20 protein-coding genes are annotated in these 23,316 nt (G+C 73.2%); 4 read left to right on the plus strand and 16 right to left on the minus strand.

The features are described from left to right. Positions 1 to 181: 181 nt before the first annotated feature. Positions 182 to 1,168 carry an MBL fold metallo-hydrolase gene (locus IEY78_RS09165; protein WP_189097108.1) on the plus strand — a complete coding sequence of 329 codons (987 nt, stop codon included), beginning with the start codon at positions 182 to 184 and terminating at the stop codon, positions 1,166 to 1,168. On the opposite strand, the gene IEY78_RS09170 is transcribed toward IEY78_RS09165, so the two are convergent. Next, on the minus strand, positions 1,135 to 2,523 hold the full coding sequence (locus IEY78_RS09170) for a uracil-xanthine permease family protein (protein ID WP_189097109.1): 1,389 nt from the start codon (positions 2,521 to 2,523) through the stop codon (positions 1,135 to 1,137). The two genes, IEY78_RS09165 and IEY78_RS09170, sit on opposite strands and share 34 nt — an antisense overlap. A gap of 375 nt (positions 2,524 to 2,898) precedes the next feature. On the opposite strand from IEY78_RS09170, the gene IEY78_RS09175 reads away from it, so the two are divergent. Together IEY78_RS09175 and IEY78_RS09180 are read left to right on the plus strand one after the other, a co-directional pair. Next, positions 2,899 to 3,534, plus strand: a complete 636-nt coding sequence (locus tag IEY78_RS09175) for a DUF5995 family protein (protein ID WP_189097155.1) — start codon at positions 2,899 to 2,901, stop codon at positions 3,532 to 3,534. A 96-nt stretch (positions 3,535 to 3,630) separates the two neighbouring features. Further along, on the plus strand, positions 3,631 to 4,560 hold the full coding sequence (locus IEY78_RS09180) for an LLM class F420-dependent oxidoreductase (protein WP_189097110.1): 930 nt from the start codon (positions 3,631 to 3,633) through the stop codon (positions 4,558 to 4,560). A gap of 82 nt (positions 4,561 to 4,642) precedes the next feature. Here IEY78_RS09180 and IEY78_RS09185 read toward each other — a convergent pair whose 3' ends face one another. The 11 genes from IEY78_RS09185 to fmt all read right to left on the minus strand — a co-directional run bounded on the left by IEY78_RS09185 (position 4,643) and on the right by fmt (position 16,884). Next, positions 4,643 to 6,343, minus strand: coding sequence for a flavin monoamine oxidase family protein (locus tag IEY78_RS09185; protein ID WP_189097111.1), 1,701 nt, complete (start codon positions 6,341 to 6,343; stop codon positions 4,643 to 4,645). Between the two features lie 124 nt (positions 6,344 to 6,467). Then, on the minus strand, positions 6,468 to 7,283 hold the full coding sequence (locus tag IEY78_RS09190; RefSeq protein ID WP_189097112.1) for a carbon-nitrogen hydrolase family protein: 816 nt from the start codon (positions 7,281 to 7,283) through the stop codon (positions 6,468 to 6,470). Positions 7,284 to 7,525: 242 nt separating this feature from the next. After that, entirely contained in the window at positions 7,526 to 7,981 is a 456-nt protein-coding gene (locus tag IEY78_RS09195; protein WP_189097113.1) for an Lrp/AsnC family transcriptional regulator, read from the minus strand. Positions 7,982 to 7,991: 10 nt separating this feature from the next. Beyond that, complete coding sequence (locus IEY78_RS09200; protein WP_189097114.1) at positions 7,992 to 9,467, minus strand: amino acid permease; 1,476 nt, start codon at positions 9,465 to 9,467, stop codon at positions 7,992 to 7,994. 374 nt (positions 9,468 to 9,841) lie between these two features. Beyond that, positions 9,842 to 11,305 carry a GuaB1 family IMP dehydrogenase-related protein gene (locus tag IEY78_RS09205; protein ID WP_189097115.1) on the minus strand — a complete coding sequence of 488 codons (1,464 nt, stop codon included), beginning with the start codon at positions 11,303 to 11,305 and terminating at the stop codon, positions 9,842 to 9,844. Positions 11,306 to 11,399: 94 nt separating this feature from the next. Continuing rightward, positions 11,400 to 11,843 (minus strand): barstar family protein, encoded by a 444-nt coding sequence (locus IEY78_RS09210; RefSeq protein ID WP_189097116.1) that lies wholly within the window; start codon positions 11,841 to 11,843, stop codon positions 11,400 to 11,402. Further along, positions 11,840 to 12,307 (minus strand): guanyl-specific ribonuclease, encoded by a 468-nt coding sequence (locus IEY78_RS09215; protein WP_189097117.1) that lies wholly within the window; start codon positions 12,305 to 12,307, stop codon positions 11,840 to 11,842. Before IEY78_RS09215 ends, IEY78_RS09210 begins: the two co-directional genes overlap by 4 nt. Positions 12,308 to 12,414: 107 nt before the next feature. Beyond that, positions 12,415 to 13,431, minus strand: coding sequence for a sugar-binding transcriptional regulator (locus tag IEY78_RS09220; protein WP_189097118.1), 1,017 nt, complete (start codon positions 13,429 to 13,431; stop codon positions 12,415 to 12,417). Positions 13,432 to 13,650: 219 nt separating this feature from the next. Beyond that, on the minus strand, positions 13,651 to 14,340 hold the full coding sequence (gene rpe, locus IEY78_RS09225) for a ribulose-phosphate 3-epimerase (protein ID WP_189097119.1): 690 nt from the start codon (positions 14,338 to 14,340) through the stop codon (positions 13,651 to 13,653). Positions 14,341 to 14,428: 88 nt separating this feature from the next. Beyond that, entirely contained in the window at positions 14,429 to 15,862 is a 1,434-nt protein-coding gene (locus tag IEY78_RS09230; protein ID WP_189097120.1) for an RsmB/NOP family class I SAM-dependent RNA methyltransferase, read from the minus strand. Between the two features lie 83 nt (positions 15,863 to 15,945). Then, positions 15,946 to 16,884: a methionyl-tRNA formyltransferase gene (gene fmt / locus IEY78_RS09235; RefSeq protein ID WP_189097121.1), complete on the minus strand. Its 939-nt coding sequence runs from the start codon at positions 16,882 to 16,884 to the stop codon at positions 15,946 to 15,948. Positions 16,885 to 17,137: 253 nt separating this feature from the next. On the opposite strand from fmt, the gene IEY78_RS09240 reads away from it, so the two are divergent. Next, a complete protein-coding gene (locus IEY78_RS09240) occupies positions 17,138 to 17,692 on the plus strand; it encodes a hypothetical protein (RefSeq protein WP_189097122.1) in 555 nt (184 codons plus the stop codon). 299 nt (positions 17,693 to 17,991) lie between these two features. Here the strand turns inward: IEY78_RS09240 and IEY78_RS09245 are convergent, their stop codons facing one another. From IEY78_RS09245 to rpoZ, 4 genes are all read right to left on the minus strand, one after another. Further along, on the minus strand, positions 17,992 to 20,130 hold the full coding sequence (locus tag IEY78_RS09245; protein ID WP_189097123.1) for a primosomal protein N': 2,139 nt from the start codon (positions 20,128 to 20,130) through the stop codon (positions 17,992 to 17,994). A gap of 111 nt (positions 20,131 to 20,241) precedes the next feature. Continuing rightward, on the minus strand, positions 20,242 to 21,450 hold the full coding sequence (gene metK, locus IEY78_RS09250) for a methionine adenosyltransferase (protein ID WP_189097124.1): 1,209 nt from the start codon (positions 21,448 to 21,450) through the stop codon (positions 20,242 to 20,244). 253 nt (positions 21,451 to 21,703) lie between these two features. Beyond that, entirely contained in the window at positions 21,704 to 22,939 is a 1,236-nt protein-coding gene (coaBC, locus tag IEY78_RS09255) for a bifunctional phosphopantothenoylcysteine decarboxylase/phosphopantothenate--cysteine ligase CoaBC (protein ID WP_189097125.1), read from the minus strand. A 104-nt stretch (positions 22,940 to 23,043) separates the two neighbouring features. Continuing rightward, entirely contained in the window at positions 23,044 to 23,316 is a 273-nt protein-coding gene (gene rpoZ / locus IEY78_RS09260; RefSeq protein WP_005319902.1) for a DNA-directed RNA polymerase subunit omega, read from the minus strand.

Genomic DNA, 23,316 nt, shown 5'->3' on the forward strand with positions numbered 1-23,316 from the left:
CAGGACAGGCGCGAACCCGGAACCCTTAACGCACAATCATTGCCTTTAGGCTTCCGTGCACCTAGACTCACTAACGCGAAGCATTCGCCTTAGTCGCCGCGGGCAAGCGCGGCGTCCCGCTGCCGGCGGACTCCACCGGACAGCACCCCGCACACCTGACAGCGAAGAGACCCCGAACGACATGACGGACACGCAGACTCCACCGGCATCCGCCGCCCCCTCCTGGACCGTGGGCGACGTCACCGTGCACCGCATCGACGAAGTCCTGCTGCCGCCCGCCACCGGCGCCTGGCTGCTGCCCGACGCCACCCCGCAGGTCACGTCACGGCACGACTGGCTGCGCCCCGACTTCACCGACGACAACGGTGTCCTGCGGATCGCCAGCCACACCTTCGCCTTCCGGACGGGCGGGCTGCGGGTCCTGGTCGACACCGGCATCGGCAACGGCAAGACCCGCGCCAACCCGGCCTGGCACCAGCTGCGGACCGGCTACCTCGACGACCTCGCCGCCGCCGGATTCCCCCCGGACTCCGTCGACCTGGTGCTCCTCACCCATCTGCACACCGACCACGTCGGCTGGAACACCCGCGAGGTGAACGGCTCCTGGGTCCCCACGTTTCCCCACGCCCGGTACGTCACCTCCCGCGCCGAGCGGGAATTCTGGGCCGGCTACGCCATGGACGCCCCGCGCGCGCAGATGTTCCGGGACTCCGTCACGCCCGTCGAGGAGGCCGGGCTGCTCGACACGGTCGACGTCCCGGACGGGGGCGCGGAGATCGCCCCCGGGCTCCGCCTGCTGCCCACCCCCGGGCACACCCCCGGCCATGTCGCCGTCGAACTCAGCAGCGCGGGCGCGACGGCGCTGATCACCGGCGACTGCGTCCACCACCCCGTGCAGTTCGCCCACCCCGCGATCGGCTCCTGCGTCGACATCGACCCCGAACGGTCCGAGGCCTCACGCCGCCGCCTGCTCGGCTCGCTCGCCGACACGGACACCCTGCTGCTGGGCACCCACTTCCCCCCGCCCACGGCGGGCCGGGTGATCACCGAAGGAGACGCCTACCGGCTGCTGCCGGTCCCCGCCTCCGCCTCCGACCCGGCCCCAGCCCCTGCCGCTCGACCGTCCCGCCGGCCTCAGCCGGACGACGGGCCCTCGGCATCGCCGTAGGTCGTCGTTCCGCCGCCCAGCAGGGGCTCGTGCCGCCGTCCGGCCGCCCGGGAGAGCCACCGCAGGCCGTGGTAGCCCGTGAGCACGATGAGGGTGCCGAGCGCGATGCCGTTCAGCTCGAAGGTGTCCGTGAACTTCAGCGAGACCCCGCCGATGGCGACGATGATGCCCGCGGCGGCCGGGATGAGGTTCAGCGGCACGGTGAAGTCGACCTTGTTCCGCACCCAGATCTGCGCGCCGAGCAGGCCGATCATGCCGTAGAGGATGACGGTGATGCCGCCGAGCACCCCGCCGGGGATCGCGGCCACCACCGCGCCGAACTTCGGGCACAGGCCGAAGAGCAGCGCGAAGCCGGCGGCCGCCCAGTAGGCCGCGGTGGAGTAGACGCGGGTCGCGGCCATCACGCCGATGTTCTCGGCGTACGTCGTGGTGGCCGGGCCGCCGACCGCGGTGGAGAGCACCGTGGCCGTGCCGTCGGCCAGGATGGCCGTGCCCAGCTTGTCGTCCAGGGGGTCGCCGGTCATCTCCCCCACCGCCTTGACGTGCCCGGCGTTCTCCGCGATCAGCGCGACCAGGACGGGCAGCGCGACGAGGATCGCGGAGGCCGAGAAGTTCGGCGCGTGGAAGGTGGGAGCGCCGATCCAGTCGGCCTTCACGACGCCGGAGAAGTCAATGCGCCAGTGGTCCGTGAGCTTGCCCGCGCCGTTGACCGAGTGGATCTGCCCCGCCGTCCGGTCGAGGACCCAGGACAGCACATAGCCGAAGACCAGCCCCAGGAAGATCGCGATGCGCGACCAGAATCCCCGCAGCACGACGAGCGCGAGGCCGGTGAAGACCATCGTGGCGAGCGCCACCCACTGGTCCTGCGGCCAGTACGTACGGGCCGTCACCGGCGCCAGGTTGAAGCCGATGAGCATGACCACCGCGCCGGTCACCGTGGGCGGCAGCACCGCGTGCACGACCCGCGCCCCGAGGATCTGGACCGCGATCCCGCAGCCGGCCAGGCAGGCGCCCACCACGAGCATCGCGCCCGTCAGGGTGCCCGCGTCGCCCCCTTGGCCGGCGATCACCGCGGCCACCCCGACGAAGGACAGCGAGGAGCCCAGGTAGCTGGGCACCCGCCCGCGCGTCATCAGCAGGAACAGCACGGTCGCCACACCGGACGCCATCAGGGCGAGGTTGGGGTCCAGGCCCATCAGCACCGGCGCCACGAAGCACGCGCCGATCATCGAGACCACGTGCTGGGCGCCGAGCCCGATCGTCCGGCCCCACGTCAGCCGCTCCCCGGGTTTGACCACCTCGCCCGGCCCCAGGTGCTTGCCGTCCCCGTGCAGCTTCCACCCGAAGCTCGCCATGATCACGCTCCATCTCTGCGACGCCCTGCACGTCACAGAGCCGATTGAGTAATAGCCGAACACTTCCCCGCGGACAAAACCGGGGGCGGCACCCCGCCTCCACCCGGCCGCGGACCGCGGGAGCCGCCTTCGGTTTTGTCCCGCTGCGCCCCACAAGAGGGCGCGCCGTCCGTTACCCCGAACCGGTCAACGGCCGCCGGGGCCCTGCCCGATCCGTCACCGCGCTGTCACGCTGAGTGGATGACGACGACTCCGCGCCCCGCCCCGCAGCATGACGTCCACCGCCGGTCGGCCCCGGACCGGGTGCCCGCCGCGAGACCGCCCACCGGCGCGGGAGCCGCGGCGGCCGCGGACCTGGCGCAGGTGCTGGCCCGGATGCGGGCGCTGGCCGCGGCACTGCCCGACGGGGACGGGGTGGCCGTCTTCAACGGCGTCTATCTGGCCGTCACCGAGGAAGTGGCGGGGCGCATCGGGGACGGCACGTTCCAGGACCCGTCGGCCGCCGGCGAGCTGGACCGCTGCTTCGCCCGCCGCTACTTCGCCGCGGTGGACGCCGCGACCGCCGGACTGCGGCCGCCGGCCTGCTGGCGTCCGCTCTTCCAGCTGCGCCGGCACCCGGGGGTACGGCCGCTGCAGTTCGCGCTGGCCGGGATCAACGCCCACATCGGCCACGATCTGGCCCTGGCGGTGCTGGACACCTGCCGGGTGCTGGACTGCGAACCGGACGCGCTGGAATGCGACTTCGAGCGCGTCGGCGGGGTACTGACCAGCCTGGAGGAGCGGATCCGGGAGCGGCTGATGCCCGGACCGGACGTACTGGAGGTGGCCGATCCGCTGACCCATCTGATCGGGTCGTGGAGCCTGGACAAGGCCAGGGACGCCGCCTGGGTGGCGGCCCGCGCGCTGTGGGGCGTCCGCCGGCTGCCGGAGGTCGCCGAGGAACTCACCGAACGCCTCGACGCCGGCGTCGGACTGGTCGGGCGGATGCTGCTGACTCCGCTGCCCGGCTGATTCCGGCCACCGCGGCGCCCGCCCTGCCGCCGCCGTCCACGGAACGCCGCCGCGCCGGCGCTACGTTGGCCGGGGGCCGACACGAAGGAGCGCACGATGGCCGTTCGACTCGGGCTGGGCCTGCCGCAGATGCGGCAGTACGACCTCGGACGCGATGTGCCCGACGTGGCGCGGGCCGCCGAGCGGACCGGCTACGAGAGCCTGTGGGTCTTCGAGCGGATCCTCTTCCCCGAGCCCGCCACCCAGGGGCTGTACGGCATCCCGGGCCTCCCCTGGCCCGACGCCTACCGCTCGGTGGCCGACCCGCTGGTGACGCTCACCCTGGCCGCGGCCGCCACCGAACGGGCCCGGCTCGGCACCAGCGTCCTCATCGCCCCGCTGCACCTCCCCTTCCAACTGGCCCGCGCCCTCGCCTCACTGGACGCGGCCAGCGGCGGCCGGGTGCTCGCGGGCTTCGGCACCGGCTGGTCGCTGGACGAGTACGCGGCCGCCGGGGTCGCCCCGTTCGCGCACCGCGGCGCCGTCCTCGACGAACTGCTCGACGTCTGCCACGCGGTGTGGGGCCCGGACCCGGTGGCGTACGAGGGGGCGCTGACCACCGTCGCCCCGTCCGTGGTCGGCCCCAAGCCGAAGCGGCCGATCCCGGTCCTGCTGCCCGCGAACAGCGCGCGTGCACGGCGCCGCCTGGTGGACCGGGCGGACGGCTGGATGCCGCTGGGCACCGGCGCCGAGGCCTTCGCCGCCCAGTGGCGCGAACTGCACGAACTGGCCGCGGAACGGGGGCGCACGGCGCCGGTGTACACCGTGCTGCGGGTCAACACCCGGATCACCGCCGGACCGTACGACCGCCCGAACCGCCGCGCCTTCCAGGGCAGCGTCGAGCAGATCGTGGCCGATCTGGCCGCCCACGCCGCGGTGGGCCCGCAGGAGATCCTGCTCGATCTCCAGGGCGACGCCCGGGACGCCGAGGAACTGAAGGACCGCGCCGCGGAGGTGTACACGGCGGCCCGGGCGGCCGGGATCTAGGGCCTGTGGTTCGGATCAGGCCCTAGATCCCGGCCTGATCCGAACCACAGGCCCCAGGGGTACCCGCGTCCTACATCTGGCGCTAGTCCTCCGGCAGTTCGACCGGCGCGATCTCGTCGTAGACATCGCCCGGACCCGGGTTCGTCGCGTCCGTGGTGCCGCCGAAGTGGTGCATCACGCCCCACACCGCGTTGAGCGCGGTCTGCACCGCGCCCTCGGCCCAGCCCGCCGTCCAGGAGATGTCGTCGCCGGCGAGGAACAGGCCACGCTTGTCCTCGGGGAGCCGGTCCTGCATGAAGTGCGTGAACAGGCGCCGCTGGTAGCGGTAGTGGCCGGGCAGGTTCGCCTTGAAGGCGCCCATGAAGTAGGGCTCGTTCTCCCAGGAGACGGTGACCGGGTTGCCGATGATGTGCTTGCGGATGTCGACCTTCGGATAGATCTCCGACAGCGACTTCAGCATGACCTCCATCCGCTCGTTCGCCCCCAGCGGCAGCCACTTGAGGCTGTCGTCGCACCAGGTGTAGGAGAGGCAGATGACGGCGGGCTCGTCCGGGCCGTTGTCGAGCAGATACGTGCCGCGGGTCATCCGGTCGGTCAGCGTCATCGACATGGTGTCGCGGCCGGTGTCCTCGTCCTTGTCGAGCCAGAACGGCCGGTCGACGGGCACGAAGAGCTTGCTCGACTCCATGTAGTGGGTGCGCTCCATCGCCGTCCAGTGGTCGATGGGGAACAGCGCGTCGTCGCAGTCGATCTTGCTCAGCAGCATCCAGGACTGCGCGGTGAAGACGGCGGCCTCGTAGGTGCGGATGTCGCCGTCGGCGTCGGTGACCGTGATGCGGTTGCCGGCCGTGCGGTTCAGCCGGGTCACCGCGGGCCGCGGGTCGCCCTCGTGCAGCGACGACAGCGAGGTGCCCGGCGCCCAGTGCACGATCTTGGCGGGCTCGCGCTCCCACAGCCGCAGCGGCAGCTGCTGGCTGCCGCCGACGATGCCGCGGTGGTGGTCGTCGGCCTCGGTGTAGACGACCCGCAGGATCTCCAGGATGGAGTTGGGGAAGTCGGTGTCCCAGCCGCCGGTGCCGAAGCCGACCTGGCCGAAGATCTCGCGGTGGCGGAAGGACTTGAAGGCCGTCGAGTCGCAGAGGTAGCCGTAGAAGGTCTGGTTGTCGAGCTTCTCGACGAGGCGGGACCAGATCTCGCGGATGCGCGGGACGTCGCGCTCGCGGATCGCCTGGTTCATGTCGGAGAAGTCCGCGCCCTCTTCCAGGCAGGCGTTCCAGGCGTCCATGACCTGGTGGTAGACCTCGGGGAGGTCGTCGACCGTGCGCGCGTAGTGGGACTCGCCCTTGAGGTCGACGACGGTCGAGGGGGTGTCCGGTGCCAGCGGGTTGGGGAACGGCGTGGTCGTGAGGCCGACCAGGTCGATGTAGTGCTGGAGCGCCGTCGAGGACGGCGGGAAGCGCATCGCGCCCATCTCGGCGGTCAGGCCGGCCGCCTCGGACGGGGTGCCCTCGAAGCCGACGGTGCGCAGCCGGCCGCCTATTCGGTCGGCCTCGTAGACGACGGGCCGCAGCCCCATCTTCATCAGCTCGTAGGCGGTGATGATGCCCGAGAGGCCGCCGCCGATGACCGCGACCTCCTTGCCCAGCTCGGTCGCGGGGACCTGGCCGAGGCCCGCCGGGTGGGCGAGGAAGTCGTCATAGGCGTACGGGAAGTCCGGGCCGAACATGGTGATCGGGGGCTGGGCATCCGCGTGGTGGGCGGCGGTGGGCACCGTGGACGTCATCGGCGGCGTACTCCTTGCAGACAGGGCGCAGCAGGCAGGTCGGTGGGGGCCGACGGGACCGGCCTGCGGCAGTTCAGGCGAGCGTGGGGGAACGAGGGGGTGCGGGGGGGGGAGGCGGGTCGGGTCAGGTCAGCGGGCCGTACAACTCCGGCCGCCGGTCGTGCAGATAGGGGTTGTCCGCCCGGGATTCCTTCAGGAACGCGGGGTCGGCCTCGGCGTGCACCAGCTGCTCGGTGCGGCCGGCGCGGGTGCGTACGACACCGTCGGGGCCGGCCAGGCAGCTGAGCCCGACGAACTCGAACTCGCCCTCCGTGCCGACCCGGTTGACGTACGCCACGTACATCTGGTTCTCGAAGGCGCGGACCGGGATGACGGACTCGGCGACGAACTGGAAGGGGTGCATCTGCGCGGTGGGCACCAGCAGCAGATCGGTGCCGGCCAGCGCATGGGCCCGGACGTTCTCCGGGAACTCCACGTCGTAGCAGATCATGACGCCGATGCGGAGGCCGGCCAGGTCGGCCTGGACCACGGCCCGCTCGCCCGGCGTGAACCACTCGCGCTCGAAGCAGCCGAAGAGATGGGTCTTGCGGTAGTTCGCGAGGCGCTCGCCCGCCGGGCCGATGAGCTGCGCGGAGTTGTAGACGGCGGCGCTGTCCCGCTCGTCGTCCGCGGCACGCTCGGGGTAGCCGTAGAGCACCGCGACGCCGTGGGCGGCGGCGATCTCGGCGACGGCCCGGGCGCTGTCGCCGTCGGCGGTCTCGGCGAGGCGGTGGACCTCGGCGCCGATGGCGTAGCCGGTCAGGAAGAGCTCCGGGCAGGCCAGCAGTCCGGCGCCGGTCGCGGCCGCCGCGCGGGCCGCGTCGTCGAGGATCCGCAGGTTGTGCGCGACGTCACCGGGCCGTCCCGAACTCTGGAGCAGGGCGGTGTGCAGCGACGTCATGGGATCCCTCGGCGAGGTGGTGCGGGTGGACGCCTTGACGGTACGGTCCGCCGGTGATCCGGGACAAGGCGCCACCGTTGCGTCCCGCCGAGCGATTCATTGCGCGTTCAAGGGAGTGTGCGGTGATTCGTTGCGCCCGCCGGGGCCGCGGCGGCCGGTCCGCCTCACCCGGACGCGGAAAGCCCCGCCGCGCGGGACCGGAGGTCCGCACGGCGGGGCTCGGCGAGGTCAGGGGCCCGGGCTCAGCCCGGCGCGCCCGAGCCGTAGCGGCGCAGCAGCGGCGAGAGCACCAGCACGGACTTGGTCCGCTCCACGAACGGCTCGCCGGCGATCCGCTCCAGGACCCGCTCGAAGTGCCGCATGTCGGCGGCGAAGACCTGGACGATGGCGTCCGCCTCACCAGTGACGGTGGAGGCGGACGCCACTTCCGGGTAGCGCGACAGGCCGCGGTGGATCGCCTCGGGCGAGGTGTTGCGGCGGCAGTAGAGCTCGATGACGCCTTCGGTCTCCCAGCCGAGCGCGGCCGGGTCGACGCGCACCGTGAAGCCGGTGATCGCGCCGTCCGCCCGCAGCCGGTCCACCCGGCGCTTGACGGCCGGCGCGGACAGCCCGACCTCCTGGCCGATGTCGGCGTAGCTGCGGCGGGCGTCCTCGGCGAGGGCGTGGACGATGCGTTCGTCGAGATCGTTCAGTCGCACTGCGGGTGGATCACTTCTCTGCGGTGGCCAATCGGGAGCGGCGCAAGCCGTATCCGAAGTAGACCACAAGGCCGACGGCCATCCAGACACCGAAGACCACCCAGGTCACGACGTCGAGGCTGCCCATCATGTAGAGGCACAGCAGGAAGCCGATCGCGGGGAAGAGCGGCGAGAGCGGCGTACGGAAGCTGCGCGGCATGTCGGGCCGGGTGCGGCGCAGCACGATCACCGCGACATTGACCAGCGCGAAGGCGAACAGGGTGCCGATGCTGGTGGCGTCGGCCAGCTGGCCCAGCGGCACCGCCGCGGCGAGCACGCCGCAGAACAGCGACACGATCACGGTGTTGACCCGCGGGGCACCGCTCTTGGCGTGCACCTTGGAGAACACCTTGGGCACCAGCCCGTCCCGGGACATCGCGAACAGGATGCGGGTCTGGCCGTAGAGCACGGTCAGCACGACGCTGGCGATGGCGACCACCGCGCCGAGCGCGAGCAGCACCGCCCAGAAGCTCTGCCCGGTGACCGACTTCATGATCCCGGCCAGCGCGGCCTCCGAGCCCTTGAACTTCTGCCAGGGCATGGCACCCACGGCGATGGCCGCGACCAGGCAGTACAGCGCGGTGACGATCACCAGCGAGAGCATGATCGCGCGCGGCAGGTCGCGCTGCGGGTTCTTGGCCTCCTCACCGGCGGTGGAGGCGGCGTCGAAGCCGATGTACGAGAAGAACAGGGTGGCGCCGGCGGCGCTGACGCCCGCCATGCCCATCGGCATGAAGTTCGCGTAGTTGCCGGAGCGCACGCCCTGCAGGGCGACGCCGCAGAACAGCAGCAGCGCGACGATCTTGACGGCGACCATGATCGTGTTGGCCCGGGCGCTCTCCTTGGCCCCGCCCAGCAGGAACACCATCGCCAGCAGCACGACCACCAGCGCCGGCAGGTTGAAGATCCCGCCGTCGCCGGGCGGCTGGGACAGCGCGGCCGGGATGGTCACGCCGAAGACGCCGTTGAGCAGCTCGTTCAGATACTGGCCCCAGCCGACGGCGACGGCCGCGACCGAGACGCCGTACTCCAGGATCAGGCACCAGCCGCACACCCAGGCGATCAGCTCGCCGAGGGTGGCGTAGGCGTAGGAATAGGACGACCCGGATACCGGGATGGAGCCGGCCAGCTCCGCGTAGGACAGCGCGGAGAACAGCGCGGTGATCCCGGCGATGACGAAGGAGAGGATCACCGCGGGCCCGGCGTCCGGCACGGCCTCGCCGAGGACGACGAAGATGCCGGTGCCGAGCGTGGCACCGATGCTGATCATGGTCAGCTGCCACATGCCCATGGAGCGGCGGAGCTCGCCGCCGTCGCCCTTGCCGCCCTCGGAGACCAGGCGCTCGACGGGCTTGCGCCGCATCAGCCGGGTGCCGAGTCCTGCCGGGGAGGAGGGCGGTCGGGGGTCGCTGGCCCCTGCGGGCGGGGCTGCGCCGTGCTCCAACACTGGGGTGGCTCCTTTTCGCTGCCGATCGATGAACGTACGGAAGGCGACGACCGGCAGCGGTCGGTACAAGGGCATGCCGAAACACGCCGCAGCAGGAGACCGCCGAGCAGGCGGTCCCCGCCACTCCACGTACAGCGCTTGACCTTACGGGCCGCCGCTGACCTGCCGTAATGCAGGTTCCTTGCGTAACCGCGGATGATCGTTGCGCACCGGCGCGGCGGACGATGGATCGTTGCGCGCCAGGATCCGATCGTAACGGCCGCTTCCGGTTGTCCCGCCCTCCGGGGCCGCGGAGTCCACATACCGGAACGGCCCCGCACCGGATGGGTGCGGGGCCGTTCGGCGGCGTGCGGGGCGGCGCGGCCCCCGCGCGGTCAGTTCCAGCTGTCGTGCAGCGGCTTGCCCTCGGCGTATCCGGCGGCGCTCTGCACCCCGATCACGGCCTTGTCGGCGAACTCCGCGAGCGAGCCGGCGCCCGCGTAGGTGCAGGAGCTGCGGACGCCCGCGATGATCGTGTCGATGAGGTCCTCGACACCGGGGCGTGCCTGGTCGACGAACATCCGGGAGGTGGAGATGCCCTCCTCGAAGAGTCCCTTGCGGGCCCGGTCGTAGGCCGACTCGTCGCTGGTGCGGTTGCGCACCGCACGCGCGGAGGCCATGCCGAAGCTCTCCTTGTACGGCCGGCCGTCGGCGGTGTGCTGGAGGTCACCGGGCGACTCCAGGGTCCCGGCGAACCACGAGCCGATCATGACGTTGGACGCGCCGGCGGCCAGCGCCATCGCGACATCGCGGGGGTGGCGCACCCCGCCGTCGGCCCAGACGTGCTTGCCGAACTTGCGGGCCTCGGTGGCGCACTCCAGCACCGCGGAGAACTGCGGCCGGCCGACGCCGGTCATCATCCGGGTGGTGCACATCGCGCCCGGTCCGACCCCGACCTTGATGATGTCGGCGCCGGCCTCGATCAGATCCCGGACGCCCTCGGCGGCGACGATGTTGCCCGCCACGATCGGGACCTGCGGGTCCAGCGCGCGGACCGCCTTGATCGCGCCGATCATCGACTCCTGGTGGCCGTGCGCGGTGTCCACGACGAGCGTGTCCACACCGGCGTCCAGCAGCGACTTCGCCCGCCCGGCCACATCGCCGTTGATGCCCACGGCGGCCGCGATCCGCAGCTTGCCGTCGGCGTCCGTGGCGGGGGTGTAGAGGGTGGCGCGCAGCGCGCCCTTGCGGGTGAGGATGCCGATCAGCATGCCGTCGGCGTCGACCGCGGGCGCGAGCTTGCGGTTGGCGGCGTCCAGGCGGTTGAAGGCCTCGCGCGGGTCGATGTCGGCATCCAGCACCAGCAGGTCGCGCGACATGACCTCGGCGACCTGGGTGAAGCGGTCCACCCCGGCCAGGTCGTGCTCGGTGACCACGCCGACCGGGCGGCCGCCCTCGACGACGATGCCCGCGCCGTGCGCCCGCTTGGGCAGCAGCGCCAGCGCGTCGGCGACGGTCGCGACCGGGGACAGCACGATCGGGGTGTCGAGGACCAGGTGGCGGCGCTTGACCCAGGTCACGACGTCGGTGACGACATCGATCGGGATGTCCTGCGGGATGACGACCAGGCCACCGCGGCGGGCGACGGTCTCGGCCATCCGGCGCCCGGCGATCGCCGTCATGTTCGCGACCACCAGCGGGATGGTGGTCCCGGTCCCGTCGTGCGAGGACAGGTCCACGCCCTGGCGGGAGCCCACGGCGGAGCGGCCGGGGACCATGAACACGTCGTCGTAGGTCAGGTCGTAGGGCACCGAAGAACTCTCTTCGAGCGCGCCGTTCTTCGGATTCAGGAATCGCATACGGCCAGGATACGGGCCCTGACCAGGGCTCATATGATTGTCTGAGGGAAGTGTCAGTCGTGTGTGCGATCCCCCAACCGGGCCGTGCGCTGCCCTAGGCCCCCTGCCGGGCCCGGCACCTGACCATGATCACGGCCAGGCCGGTGGCGGTGTCCCGCCAGTAGCCCACCGCGTCCGCCAGGATGCCCTCGACGACGCTCCAGTCCTCCGGCGCCGCGGCCGCGTAGCCCTGCCAGCCCGTGACGACCAGCAGCCGGCCGCGGCCCGCGGGACACCAGGACAGATCGGTCAGGCAGTCGGCCAGCGCGTCCCAGTTGCGCCCGAACCAGTCCGGCAGCCGCAGCGCGCGGGCGCACCGGTCCATGAACGCTTCCTTGCCGGCGACCCCGTCGAGGTCCAGCGTCGTCCCCGTCCAGCCGGCGTCCTCGGCGGCGGCCAGCGCCTCGGCCACCGAGCGCTCCGCGGGCCAGGGCAGCACCCCGGGAGGCGTACTGCCGTCGAGCACCGCCGCGAGCGGCCGGGGCACAGAACCCGTCATCGGAGCACCGCCTTGAAGGTCCGGTAGTGGTCGTCGGTGTAGTAGGTCTCGCGGCTCTCGCCGGTGACGAGCCGGCGGGCGCCGCGGTCCGGCGAACCGGGCGTGGGGACCGTGTACTCGTGGTAGTGGCCGCGCGGCTGACGGGGCAGCAACCGCTCGCGGTTGGCGAAGACCGTGCCGTCCTGCCGGTAGGGAAAGGGGCCGCCGGCGTCGATCAGCTGGAGGGTGTCCCGGGCCTGCACGGGCAGCCGGGCGACGGCGACGACCGGCATGCCCCGCGCCCAGGACGGCACCCCGGAGGCACCCGGGGAAGCGGCGGCGGCCGTGGCGGTGGAACCCGGCGCTCCCGGCGAACTCCCGTTGCCGGCACCGCTCGTGGCGCACCCCGTCAGGAGCAGGAGCAGCCCGGCGAGCAGCGCGCCGAGGAGTGCGGCGGCGCGGGGCACCGCGGGGCGGATCACCATGCGCCGATGCTGTCACAGGCCCGCGCGGGCCGCTCGCCGATGACCGCAGCGGGGTGGGGCGGGGCCGATGCGGCAGCCGGCCGGGCCGCCTCACGCTCCGGCGCGGGTCACGCGCCGTCAGGGTCCGCGCGGTCCAGTGCGGGGCGCGGCGCGGGGCCGGTCTCCAGCAGCAGGTGGTCGGCGGCGGCGGTGTCCGTCACCAGGCTGGTCACCAGCCCGGAGCGCAGCACCGCGTCGATCGCGTCGGCCTTGCGCCGGCCGCCGGCGATCGCCACGACCTCCGGGATACGGCGCAGCCGGTCGGCCTCGACGGTGATGCAGCGCTCGCCGAGGTCCCGGCCGATCCGGCGCCCTTCCGCGTCGAAGAGGTGCGCCGACATCTCGGCGGCCGCACCCAGCGAGGCGTAGTGCTCGCGCTCCTGCTCCGAGAGCATGTCGTAGACGGTCGAGACGCCCGGCTCCCAGGAGCCGATGGAGACGCAGGCGACGGTGACCTTGTCGAAGTAGTCGAACGCCCGGGCGATGCCGGTCTGCCGGCGCAGCGCCTCGGCGGTCGCCGAATCGGGCAGCAGCATGGGTGCGTAGATCGGGTGCGCCTCGCCGCCGGCGACATCGGCCGCGCGGCGCACCGCCTCGACCGAGCCGCGGTCGGCGGTGCCCGCGTCGTAGACACCGGTCAACTGCACGACGGTGCAGGGCGGGAGGCGGTGCAGCGCGGCCGCCATGTGGATGGTCGACCGGCCCCAGGCCAGCCCGAGCACATCGCCCTCGTTGACCAGCTCGCCGAGCAGATCGGCGGCCACCTCGCCGAGGTTCTCCGGGTCGGCGGCGTCGTCGGGCGGGTTCTGCACGCCGAAGGCGGGGGGAGCGTCCGCGGGCGATTCGACGACCACCGCGTGCCGCAGGCCGTAGCGGGCCCGCAGGGCGTCGGAGCGCTCGGCGTCGAGTTCGGAGGGCACCCGAATCTCGATCCGTACGAGATCACGTTCCAGCGCCGTCTCCAGCACCCGCGCGACCTTGAACCGGCTGACGCCGAACTCCTCCGCGATCTGGATCTTCGACTTGCCCTCGAGATAGAAACGGCGGGCCATGGCCGCAGCCTGCACCAGCTCGGCAGGGCCCATTCCGGACTGTGGGCGGCTGGCTACCACGAAATTCTCCCCTTTTGCGCATCTGATCGAGTCTTTGCTCATCCTTTCAGAAACCCGGCGGCAACGGGGACCACGACCGCCCCGACCCACGTGAACGCTCGGTGGCGCCACGGGCAAGAGGCGGCAAGGCCGCACCGCGGAGCGCTCTTCGCGGCCGCGGCGGCCGGGCCGCCCGCCCCGGTTTCCTGAAAGTCAGTGCGCGCAGCCCCGTCCCCAGCCGGCCGCCGCGGTCGCCGCCTCGGCCTTCTCCCGCAGATCACGGACGGCCTTGGCCGGATCGTCCGCGCCGTAGACCGCCGAGCCCGCCACGAACACATCGGCGCCCGCCTCCGCGCAGCGCTCGATGGTCTCCGCCGAGACCCCGCCGTCCACCTGGAGCCCCAGCTCCAGACCGTGCCGGGAGATCAGCTCACGGGTGCGGCGGATCTTGGGCAGCATGATGTCCAGGAACGCCTGACCGCCGAAGCCGGGCTCCACGGTCATGATCAGCAGCATGTCGAGCTCGGGCAGCAGATCCTCGTACGGCTCGATCGGCGTGGCCGGCTTCAGCGCCATCGAGGCCCGCGCGCCCTTGGCCCGGATCTCCCGCGCCAGCCGCACGGGCGCGGCCGCCGCCTCCACGTGGAAGGTGACCGAACCGGCCCCCGCCTCGATGTACTGCGGCGCCCAGCGGTCCGGGTCCTCGATCATCAGATGCAGGTCGAGGGGCGTCCGCGTCGCCCGGCTCAGCGACTCGACGACGGGCACGCCGAGGGTGAGGTTGGGGACGAAGTGGTTGTCCATCACGTCGACATGGAGCCAGTCGGCGCCCTCGACCGCCTTCGCCTCCTCGGCGAGCCGGGCGAAGTCGGCGGACAGGATGCTGGGGTTGATCAAGGCCATGCCCCCAGTATGGCGTGCGCGCCGGGGAACGGCGGAGGCGGGGAGCGGCGGGATCCGCTCCCCGAGCGGCGGGCGCCGTGCGGGCTTCTCAGCCCGTGCGGCGCAGCAGGGCCAGGTACATCGCGTCCGTGCCGTGGAGGTGCGGCCAGAGTTGCACGTCCGGGCCGTCGCCGAGGGCCGGGACGCCCGGCATCAGGGGGCGGGCGTCGATCCACTCCACCTCGACCGGTGCGCCGCCCCGCCCCTTGAGGACGTCGTCGACCACGGCGCGGGTCTCGGCCGGATGCGGTGAGCAGGTCGCATAGCCCACGACCCCGCCGACCCGCACCGCCTCCAGCGCCTGCCGCAGCAGCTCGCGCTGGAGCGGGGCGAAGCCGTCCAGGTCCTCGGGGCGGCGGCGCCAGCGCGCCTCCGGCCGCCGGCGCAGCGCGCCCAGACCGGTGCACGGCACGTCCACCAGGACCCGGTCGAAGGCCCCGGCGCGCCAGGCGGGGCGGGTGCCGTCGGCGGCGATGACCGCGTACGGGCCCGGGTTGCCGTCGAGCGCCCGGGCGACCAGCCGGGCCCGGTGCGGCTGCTTCTCCGACGCCAGCAGGGCCGCGCCGCGCTGCGCGGCGAGCGCCGCCAGCAGCGCCGCCTTGCCGCCGGGGCCCGCGCAGCCGTCGAGCCAGGCGCGGTCGGTGCCCTCGACGGGCGCGTTGGCCAGGGCGAGGGCGACGAGCTGACTGCCCTCGTCCTGCACCCCGGCGCGTCCCTCGCGGACCGGCTCCAGCGCGCCCGGCTCGCCGCCCTCCGCGAGCCGCACCGCGTACGGCGACCAGCGGCCGGGCAGCGCGCTGTCCTCGCCCGCCGCCACCAGCAGTTCCTCGGCGGTGGACCGGCCCGGGCGCGCGACCAGCGTCACCTCGGGGCGTTCGTTGTCGGCCTCCAGCAGGTCCTCGATGCCGGCCCGGCCGCCGCCGAGCGCGTCCCACAGCGCCGAGACCACCCAGCGGGGATGCGCGTGGACGATGCCGAGGTGCTCCTCGGGGTCCTCGTCGTACGGCGGGGCGACCCGCTCCAGCCAGCCGTCCAGATCGTGGGCCGCGACCTTGCGCAGCACCGCGTTGACGAACTTCGCCCGCCCGTCGCCCAGCACCACCCGGGCCAGCTCGACGCTCGCGCTCACCGCGGCGTGCGTGGGGATGCGGGTGCCGAGCAGCTGGTGCGCGCCGAGCGTCAGCACGTCCAGGACCGGCGGATCCACCTCCCGCAGCGGGCGGTCCACGCACTGCGCGATGATCGCGTCATAGGTGCCCTGGCGGCGCAGCGAGCCGTACACCAGCTCCGTCGCGAGCGCCGCGTCCCGGGCGTCGAAGTCCGCGCCCTCGCGCGCCTTGCGCAGCAGCGGCGGCAGCACCAGATTCGCGTACGCGTCCCGCTCGTCGACGGCCCGCAGCGCCTCGAACGCGAGGATGCGGACCGGGTCCTTCTGCGGGCGGCGATAGGGCTTGCTGGGGCGGCGACGCGGCTGCTGACTCACAGAAAAGGTGCTCCGGATACGAGATGAGGGGTCCCTGCCAGCCTACGCGGACGGACCGGCCCGCTGCGCGGCGAGGCCGCGGCTCAGTCCCCCAGCCGCTCCCCGCCCTCGATCCGCACGCCGCGCGCCCAGTCGGCCGCCTTCATCGGCTTCTTGCCCTGCGGCTGCACCCAGACGAGTTCCAGGGGGTGGCTGCCGGTACCGGCGTACACCGCCTTCTTGGTGACCGCGAGTTCGCCGGGCGCCAGCGCCAACTCGTCGTGGCCCGCGGCGGAGACCGCCGACATCAGCTTGAGGCGCTCGTCGCGGAAGACCGTCCAGGCGCCGGGCGCGGGCGCACAACCGCGGATGACCCGGTCGACCCGCAGCGCGGGCGCCGCCCAGTCCACCTTGGCGTCCTCGACCTCGATCTTCGGTGCGAGCGTGACGCCCTCGGCCGGCTGCGGCACCGCCTGGAGCGTGCCGTCCTCGATGCCGTCCATGGTCGCCACGAGCAGCCCGGATCCGGCGAACGCCAGCCGGGTCAGCAGGTCACCGCTGGTGTCGTGGGGACGGACCTGCTCGGTCAGCACCCCGTAGACCGGGCCGGAGTCCAGCCCCTCCTCGATCTGGAAGGTCGAGGCGCCGGTCACCTCGTCGCCGGCGAGCACCGCGTGCTGCACGGGCGCCGCCCCCCGCCACGCGGGCAGCAGCGAGAAGTGCAGATTGACCCATCCCCGGGCGGGGATGTCGAGCGCGGACTTCGGCAGCAGCGCGCCATAGGCGACCACCGGGCAGCAGTCCGGCGCGATCTCCCGCAGCCGGGCCAGGAAGCCCTCCTCGCGCGGCCGGCCGGGCTTGAGCACCTCGATGCCGGCCTCCTCCGCCCGCTCCGCGACGGGGCTGGCGACCAGCTTGCGGCCGCGCCCGGCGGGCGCGTCGGGCCGGGTCACGACGGCCACGACCTCGTGCCGGTCCGAGGCGATCAGGGCATCGAGGGCGGGTACGGCGACCTCGGGGGTGCCGGCGAAGACAAGCCTCATGGGTGGCGAACTACCTCTCACACGCAGCGGAACGACGCACCAGTCTAGGGGGCCGGCCCCCCGGCCACGGGCGACGGATCCGGGGGGCGTACATGAATTCCCGCGCCTTGTAAGGAAGCTCGTACGCCCCCATACCGTGACCAGAGCCGCTCCTGTCGCGTTGGTCAAAAAGCATTGACCTGAAGACCGGGCCGCGCTGGCGGCCCGCACTCTTTCATCCTTCCTTTTCCACGCCGGTTCGAGAGGCTTGCTCATGGCCGACCACGCAACCCACGACGCCCAGGCGCGCGCCAGCCTGCATCTCCTGGTGCGGGACATCGAACGGGTGCGCCGGCAGGTGGACGCATTGCGCACGCTGACCGCTCAGCTCGGCAACGTCTACCGGCCGCGGCGCACGGGCCCCTCCGCGGGCTTCGTCGTCTACGGACGCGCGCCCGCCCCGACGGTGCGCCTCGCCCAGGAACTCCGGGACAGCGTCGAAACACTCGTCACCGCCGCGGTCGACTTCGACCGCTCGCTGGGCTTTTCGTGGGACGCGGTGGGTTCGGCGCTCGGCGTCACCAAACAAGCGGTGCACCGCCGTTACGGCGGCCGCAGAGCCGCCGCCCAGCCGGCTCCCGACCCCAACGGCGCGGAGCCGGCGGTACGTTCCCCCGAATCCTCCGCGACCCGCGCGGTGACGATGGCGGCGGGCCTGCCCGGCTCGGCGGCCGTCTCCGCCGCCCGCTCCCTGCCCGCCCAGCCGTCCGCCACCACCCGCGACGAACCCGCCCGCCCGGGTGCCTTCCCCGGCCCCCGCAACGGCTGAACCACTCCCCCACCGGGCGCCTCCGCGCCCACGCGCCGCCCGACAGCGCCCCGGGACCGCCCGCCGACACCGGTTCCGGGGCGGCGCCATGTCCGGGGCGGCGCCATGTCCGGGGCGGCGCCATGTCCGGGGCGGCGCCATGTCCGGAGCCTGCCTCCGCCGGATTCGTGCCACCGCCGGACCCGTGCCGCCGGCCGTGGCGTGCGCAGGGCCCGGCCCGCCCGCACCGCCGCACGACGGCTCGACACCACCGGCCGTCCGCGCCGTCTCCCCACACCGTCCCCCCGCACCACGCGTTCTCACCCCAGATCGGGCGGATCGATCCGGACCCGCACGGCCTCTCCCTCCCGCTTGACCATCCGGGCCGCGCGGGCGGCCTTCAGGGCCGCGGCGAGCGCCGTGCCCTGGCCGGGGCGGACCCGTACCAGCGCGCGCTCCCACTGCTCGCCGGGCGGCGGATCGCCCGGCCGGCGCGGGCGCCCGGGGTCCGGCACCGGAAGGGGCACGGGCCCCAACACCTCGGCTCCGGCGGGGAGTTCGGCGGCCCGCAGCAGATCGGCGACATCCTCGGGGCGGCCGGTCACCGAAGCCATCCGCGACACCGGTGGAAAGCCCAGTTCGGCCCGCTCGGCCAGCTCGCGGACCGCGTGGCCGACCGGATCCCAGCGCACCAGCGCCTGCACCGGCCGCAGCGTCGGCTCCGCGATCACCGCGACCGCGCCCCCCTCCGCCTGGCCGCGGACCAGCCCGGCGGCGCCCAGCCAGCGGCGCAGCGCCTCCTCCCCGGCCCGCAGATCCGGCCGCCCGAGCAGCGCCCAGCCGTCCAGCAGCAGCGCGGCCGCATAGCCGGCGCCCTCGGCCACCGGCTCCGCGCCCGGCGTGCTCACCACGAGCGCGGGCGCGTCCGGCACCGTGGCCAGCACATGGTCCCGGCCCGAGGTGCGCACCGGTACCGCCGGGAAGACCCGGCCCAGCTCCTCCGCCGTCCGCCGCGCCCCCACGACCTGGGCCCGCAGCCGCGCGCCACCGCACTCACCGCAGTGCCAGTCGGGCTCCTGCCGTCCGCACCACGCGCAGACCAGGTCGTTCGCACGCGGTGACTCCAGCGGGCCGGCGCAGGACCGGCAGCGCGCGGGGGTACGGCACCGTTCGCACGCCAGCCGGGGCGCATAGCCGCGGCGCGGCACCTGGACCAGCACCGGACCGCGCCGCAGGCCCTCCCGCACCAGCTGCCAGGCCATCGTCGGCAGCCGGGCGGCGCGCGCGGCGGCATCCCGCGCCTCGTCGCCGTCGCCGACCGTGCGCACCAGGGGCGCCGCGGCCCGCACCTGCTCGCGCTCGGCGGTCAGCGGGCGCGCCCAGCCGGTCTCGACCAGCTGCGCCGCCTCGACGGTGCAGCTCAGCCCGCCCAGCAGAAAGCCGGCGCGCTCGTTGACCGACCGCTGGATGAGGACCTCACGGGCGTGCGGCTGGGGCGCATGCGGATCGCTGTGGCTGGCGTCCCCGTCGTCCCAGAGAGCGACCAGGCCCGGATCGGCGACCGGCGCGAACATCGCGGCGCGCGTCCCGACCACGGCCCGCACCGCGCCGCGGCTCACCGCCAGCCAGCGGCGGTAGCGCTCCTCGGGCCCGGCGTCGGCGGTCAGCAGCACATGCCGGCCCTCGCCGATCAGTTCACCGAGCGCCGCGTCCACCCGCGCCGCGGCCCGCCCGTCCGGGACCACCACCAGGGCGCCGCGCCCGCCCGCCAGCGCCGCGGCGGCCGCCCGCGCCAGCTCCTGCGGCCAACTCGCCCCGGGCAGCGCGGTCCACACGGCCCGCGGGGCGTCCCCGCGCGCCAGCGCCGTCAGAAACCCGGGCCCCGCGCCGTAGCGCTCCCAACTTCCCGGCTCCGGCGGCGCGTTGGGCGGTAGCGGCTCGGGGGACGGCTTGGCCTCGGCGCGCGCCCTGCGGGGCGGGACGGCCAGCTGCACCACATCGGCGAGCGAGCCGGCATAGCGGTCCGCGACCGCCCGGCACAGCCCCAGCAGCTCGGGGCTCAGCACCCGCTCGGACGACAGCACCTGGGCGAGCGGCGCCAGCACCCCGCGGTAGTCGCTCTCCGCGACGCGCTCCACGATGAACCCGCTGACCAGCTTGCCGCCCTCGCGCCGGCCGCCCTTCTCCCCCGCGCCGAACCGCACCCGCACCCGCACCCCGGGCTGCGCCTCGTCGTCCATCGCGGCGGGCACCGCGTAGTCGAAATACCGGTCGAGGTGTACCAGGCCCTTGTCGACCAGCACCCGCGCCACCGGCAGCCGCGCCGCGAGCTCGGCGCCCCGCCAGGTGCGCGGCTTCGCCCGCTCGGCCTTCTTCTCCCGCACGGCCTCGCGGATGAGGGCCAACTGCTCGCCCGCATCCGACGCCCCCGCCTCCGGTCGCCCGTTCTCCCTGCTCACAGCATCAGTCTTAGCAGACGGCACGGACAGCGAGCGGGGCCTGTGGAAAACCGACGGCCCCGGACCGACGTGCGGTCCGGGGCCGTGGTCACCTCTTGCGAGGCAGGGGTCTTACAGCCCTGCGGCCTTCTTCAGCGCCTCGACGCGGTCGGTGCGCTCCCAGGTGAAGTCCTCCAGCTCACGGCCGAAGTGGCCGTAGGCGGCGGTCTGGGCGTAGACCGGGCGGAGCAGATCGAGGTCGCGGATGATGGCGGCCGGGCGGAGGTCGAAGACCTCGCCGATGGCCTGCTCGATCTTGTCGGTGTCGACGGTGGCGGTGCCGAAGGTCTCGACGAAGAGACCGACCGGCTCAGCCTTGCCGATCGCGTAGGCGACCTGGACCTCGCAGCGGGCCGCGAGGCCGGCGGCGACGACGTTCTTGGCGACCCAGCGCATCGCGTAGGCGGCCGAGCGGTCGACCTTGGACGGGTCCTTGCCGGAGAAGGCACCGCCGCCGTGGCGGGCCATGCCGCCGTAGGTGTCGATGATGATCTTGCGGCCGGTGAGGCCGGCGTCGCCCATCGGGCCGCCGATCTCGAAGCGTCCGGTCGGGTTGACCAGCAGCCGGTAGCCCTCGGTGTCCAGCTTGATGCCGTCCTCGACCAGCTGGTTGAGGACGTGCTCGACGACGAACTCGCGAATGTCCGGCGCCAGCAGCGAGTCGAGGTCGATGTCGCTGGCGTGCTGCGAGGAGACCACGACGGTGTCGAGGCGAACGGCCTTGTGGCCGTCGTACTCGATGGTCACCTGGGTCTTGCCGTCGGGGCGGAGGTAGGGGATCGTGCCGTTCTTGCGGACCTCGGACAGGCGCTTGGAGAGGCGGTGCGCGAGGTTGATCGGGAGCGGCATCAGCTCCGGGGTCTCGTCGCAGGCGTAGCCGAACATCAGGCCCTGGTCGCCCGCGCCCTGCCGGTCCAGCTCGTCGTCGTCGCCCTCGACGCGGTTCTCGTACGCGGTGTCGACACCCTGGGCGATGTCCGGGGACTGCGCGCCGATGGACACCGAGACGCCACAGGAAGCGCCGTCGAAGCCCTTCTTGGACGAGTCGTAACCGATGTCCAGGATCTTGTTGCGGACGAGGTTGGGGATGTCGGCGTACGCCTTCGTGGTCACCTCGCCGGCCACGTGCACCAGGCCGGTGGTGATCAACGTCTCCACGGCGACCCGGGAGGTCGGGTCTTCCTTGAGGAGAGCGTCGAGGATGGTGTCGCTGATCTGGTCAGCGATCTTGTCGGGGTGGCCCTCGGTGACGGACTCCGAGGTGAAGAGGCGGCGGGACACATCGCTCCCTGGGGTTGCAGCGGCTGCTGGCTGATCATTGGCGGACGGGCCGAGAGCTGCGCTCGGCCCGATCCACTCGCCAGTTTATCGGTCGTATGCGGCGTTCGGACACACAGTCTCGATTTATGGACCCCTCGCGACCTGGGACACCGCGACTCACGGTAGGACGATCACCTTGAGAATGGGGCGGGTCAAGGGGACACGCCCGATTTTGTACGGCCGAAGGAGTGGTTCCGGGGAGCTTGTGCGCGTCTCAGCGTTCGGTATCGGCCAGCCGCGGGACCACCAGATCCCAGACCGTCTCGGCCAGATCCTCCTTGGGCCCGTACGGCACCGGCGTCTCGCTGCCGTCGGCCGCCAGGATCACCGCCTCGTTCTCCGCCGACCCGAAGGCCTTGTGCTCCCCGACCTCGTTGACGACCAGCAGGTCGCAGCCCTTGCGGGCGAGCTTGGCCCGGCCGTTGGCCAGCACGTCGTCGGTCTCGGCGGCGAAGCCGACCACGACCTGCCCCCGGCGGGCCCGCTCGGCGGACACCTCGGCGAGAATGTCCGGATTCCTCACCAGGGCAACCGGTTCGGGCTCCTGGCCCTCGACCTTCTTGATCTTCCCGGTGGTGTAGGCGGCGGGCCGGAAATCGGCCACGGCGGCCGCCATGACCACCGCGTCCGCCTCCGCCGCGGCCTTCACCACGGCCTCGTGCAGCTGCCGGGCCGTGCCGATGCGGATCACGTCGACACCGGCCGGATCGGGCAGCTCGGTGTTGCCGGCGACGAGGGTGACCCGGGCGCCGCGGGCCACCGCGGTACGGGCCAGCGCGTAGCCCTGCTTGCCCGAGGAGCGGTTGCCCAGATAGCGGACCGGGTCCAGCGGCTCGCGGGTGCCGCCCGCGCTGATCACCACATGGCGCCCGGCGAGGTCCTGCTCCGCCGCTCGCGGGCCACGGGCCAGCACCCGGCGGCAGACGGCGAAGATCTCGGCCGGGTCGGGCAGCCGGCCCTTGCCGGTGTCGACGCCGGTCAGCCGGCCGACCGCGGGCTCGATGACGAGCGCACCGCGGCGGCGCAGGGTGGCGACGTTCTCCTGGGTGGCGGGGTGCTCCCACATCTCGGTGTGCATCGCCGGGGCGAAGACGACCGGGCAGCGCGCGGTGAGCAGCGTGTTCGTCAGCAGGTCGTCGGCGAGGCCGTGGGCGGCCTTGGCCAGCATGTCGGCGGTGGCCGGGGCGACCACGACAAGATCGGCGCCCTGGCCGATGCGGACGTGCGGGACCTCGTGGACGGACTCCCAGACCTCGGTGCCGGCCGGGTTCCCGGACAGCGCCGACCAGGTGGCCTCGCCGACGAAGTGCAGCGCCGAGGCGGTCGGCACGACCCGTACGTCGTGCCCGGACTCGGTCAGCCGGCGCAGCAGCTCGCACGCCTTGTACGCGGCGATCCCGCCGCTGACCCCCAGGACGACCCTGGGCCGCTCCCGCTCCCGCTTGTCCATCGCTCCGCCGCTCCCCGGACTCGGTCCCTGTGTCGGTATGCCCCTATGACACACCAAGGGCCCGGCGGTCGCTCCGCCGGGCCTCGATGAACTGCTGTGCTGCCTTACTGCGCGGGGCCCTCGATGGCCTCGGAGGTCAGCAGGCCCGCGTTGATCTCGCGCAGCGCGATCGACAGGGGCTTCTCGTGGACGTGCGTGTCGACGAGGGGGCCGACGTACTCCAGCAGGCCCTCACCGAGCTGCGAGTAGTACGCGTTGATCTGGCGCGCGCGCTTGGCGGCGTAGATCACGAGGCTGTACTTCGAATCGGTGGCCTCGAGAAGCTCATCAATGGGCGGGTTGATGATGCCCTCGGGTGCGGTGATGGAAGAGGACAC

The sequence above is a fragment of the Streptomyces kronopolitis genome (assembly GCF_014646275.1).
In the GTDB taxonomy this organism is placed as follows: Bacteria; Actinomycetota; Actinomycetes; order Streptomycetales; family Streptomycetaceae; genus Streptomyces; species Streptomyces kronopolitis.

Excerpts from the sequence above, each read along its gene's own strand:
- IEY78_RS09240 (WP_189097122.1), top strand. The coding sequence starts at position 17,138 with ATGGCCGACCACGCAACCCACGACGCCCAGGCGCGCGCCAGCCTGCAT.
- IEY78_RS09180 (WP_189097110.1), top strand. The coding sequence starts at position 3,631 with ATGGCCGTTCGACTCGGGCTGGGCCTGCCGCAGATGCGGCAGTACGAC.
- IEY78_RS09170 (WP_189097109.1), bottom strand. The coding sequence starts at position 2,523 with ATGGCGAGCTTCGGGTGGAAGCTGCACGGGGACGGCAAGCACCTGGGG.
- IEY78_RS09165 (WP_189097108.1), top strand. The coding sequence starts at position 182 with ATGACGGACACGCAGACTCCACCGGCATCCGCCGCCCCCTCCTGGACC.
- IEY78_RS09185 (WP_189097111.1), bottom strand. The coding sequence starts at position 6,343 with ATGACGTCCACGGTGCCCACCGCCGCCCACCACGCGGATGCCCAGCCC.
- coaBC (WP_189097125.1), bottom strand. The coding sequence starts at position 22,939 with ATGGACAAGCGGGAGCGGGAGCGGCCCAGGGTCGTCCTGGGGGTCAGC.
- IEY78_RS09190 (WP_189097112.1), bottom strand. The coding sequence starts at position 7,283 with ATGACGTCGCTGCACACCGCCCTGCTCCAGAGTTCGGGACGGCCCGGT.
- IEY78_RS09220 (WP_189097118.1), bottom strand. The coding sequence starts at position 13,431 with ATGGGCCCTGCCGAGCTGGTGCAGGCTGCGGCCATGGCCCGCCGTTTC.
- fmt (WP_189097121.1), bottom strand. The coding sequence starts at position 16,884 with ATGAGGCTTGTCTTCGCCGGCACCCCCGAGGTCGCCGTACCCGCCCTC.
- IEY78_RS09215 (WP_189097117.1), bottom strand. The coding sequence starts at position 12,307 with ATGGTGATCCGCCCCGCGGTGCCCCGCGCCGCCGCACTCCTCGGCGCG.
- IEY78_RS09175 (WP_189097155.1), top strand. The coding sequence starts at position 2,899 with ATGCGGGCGCTGGCCGCGGCACTGCCCGACGGGGACGGGGTGGCCGTC.
- rpe (WP_189097119.1), bottom strand. The coding sequence starts at position 14,340 with ATGGCCTTGATCAACCCCAGCATCCTGTCCGCCGACTTCGCCCGGCTC.
- IEY78_RS09205 (WP_189097115.1), bottom strand. The coding sequence starts at position 11,305 with ATGCGATTCCTGAATCCGAAGAACGGCGCGCTCGAAGAGAGTTCTTCG.
- IEY78_RS09210 (WP_189097116.1), bottom strand. The coding sequence starts at position 11,843 with ATGACGGGTTCTGTGCCCCGGCCGCTCGCGGCGGTGCTCGACGGCAGT.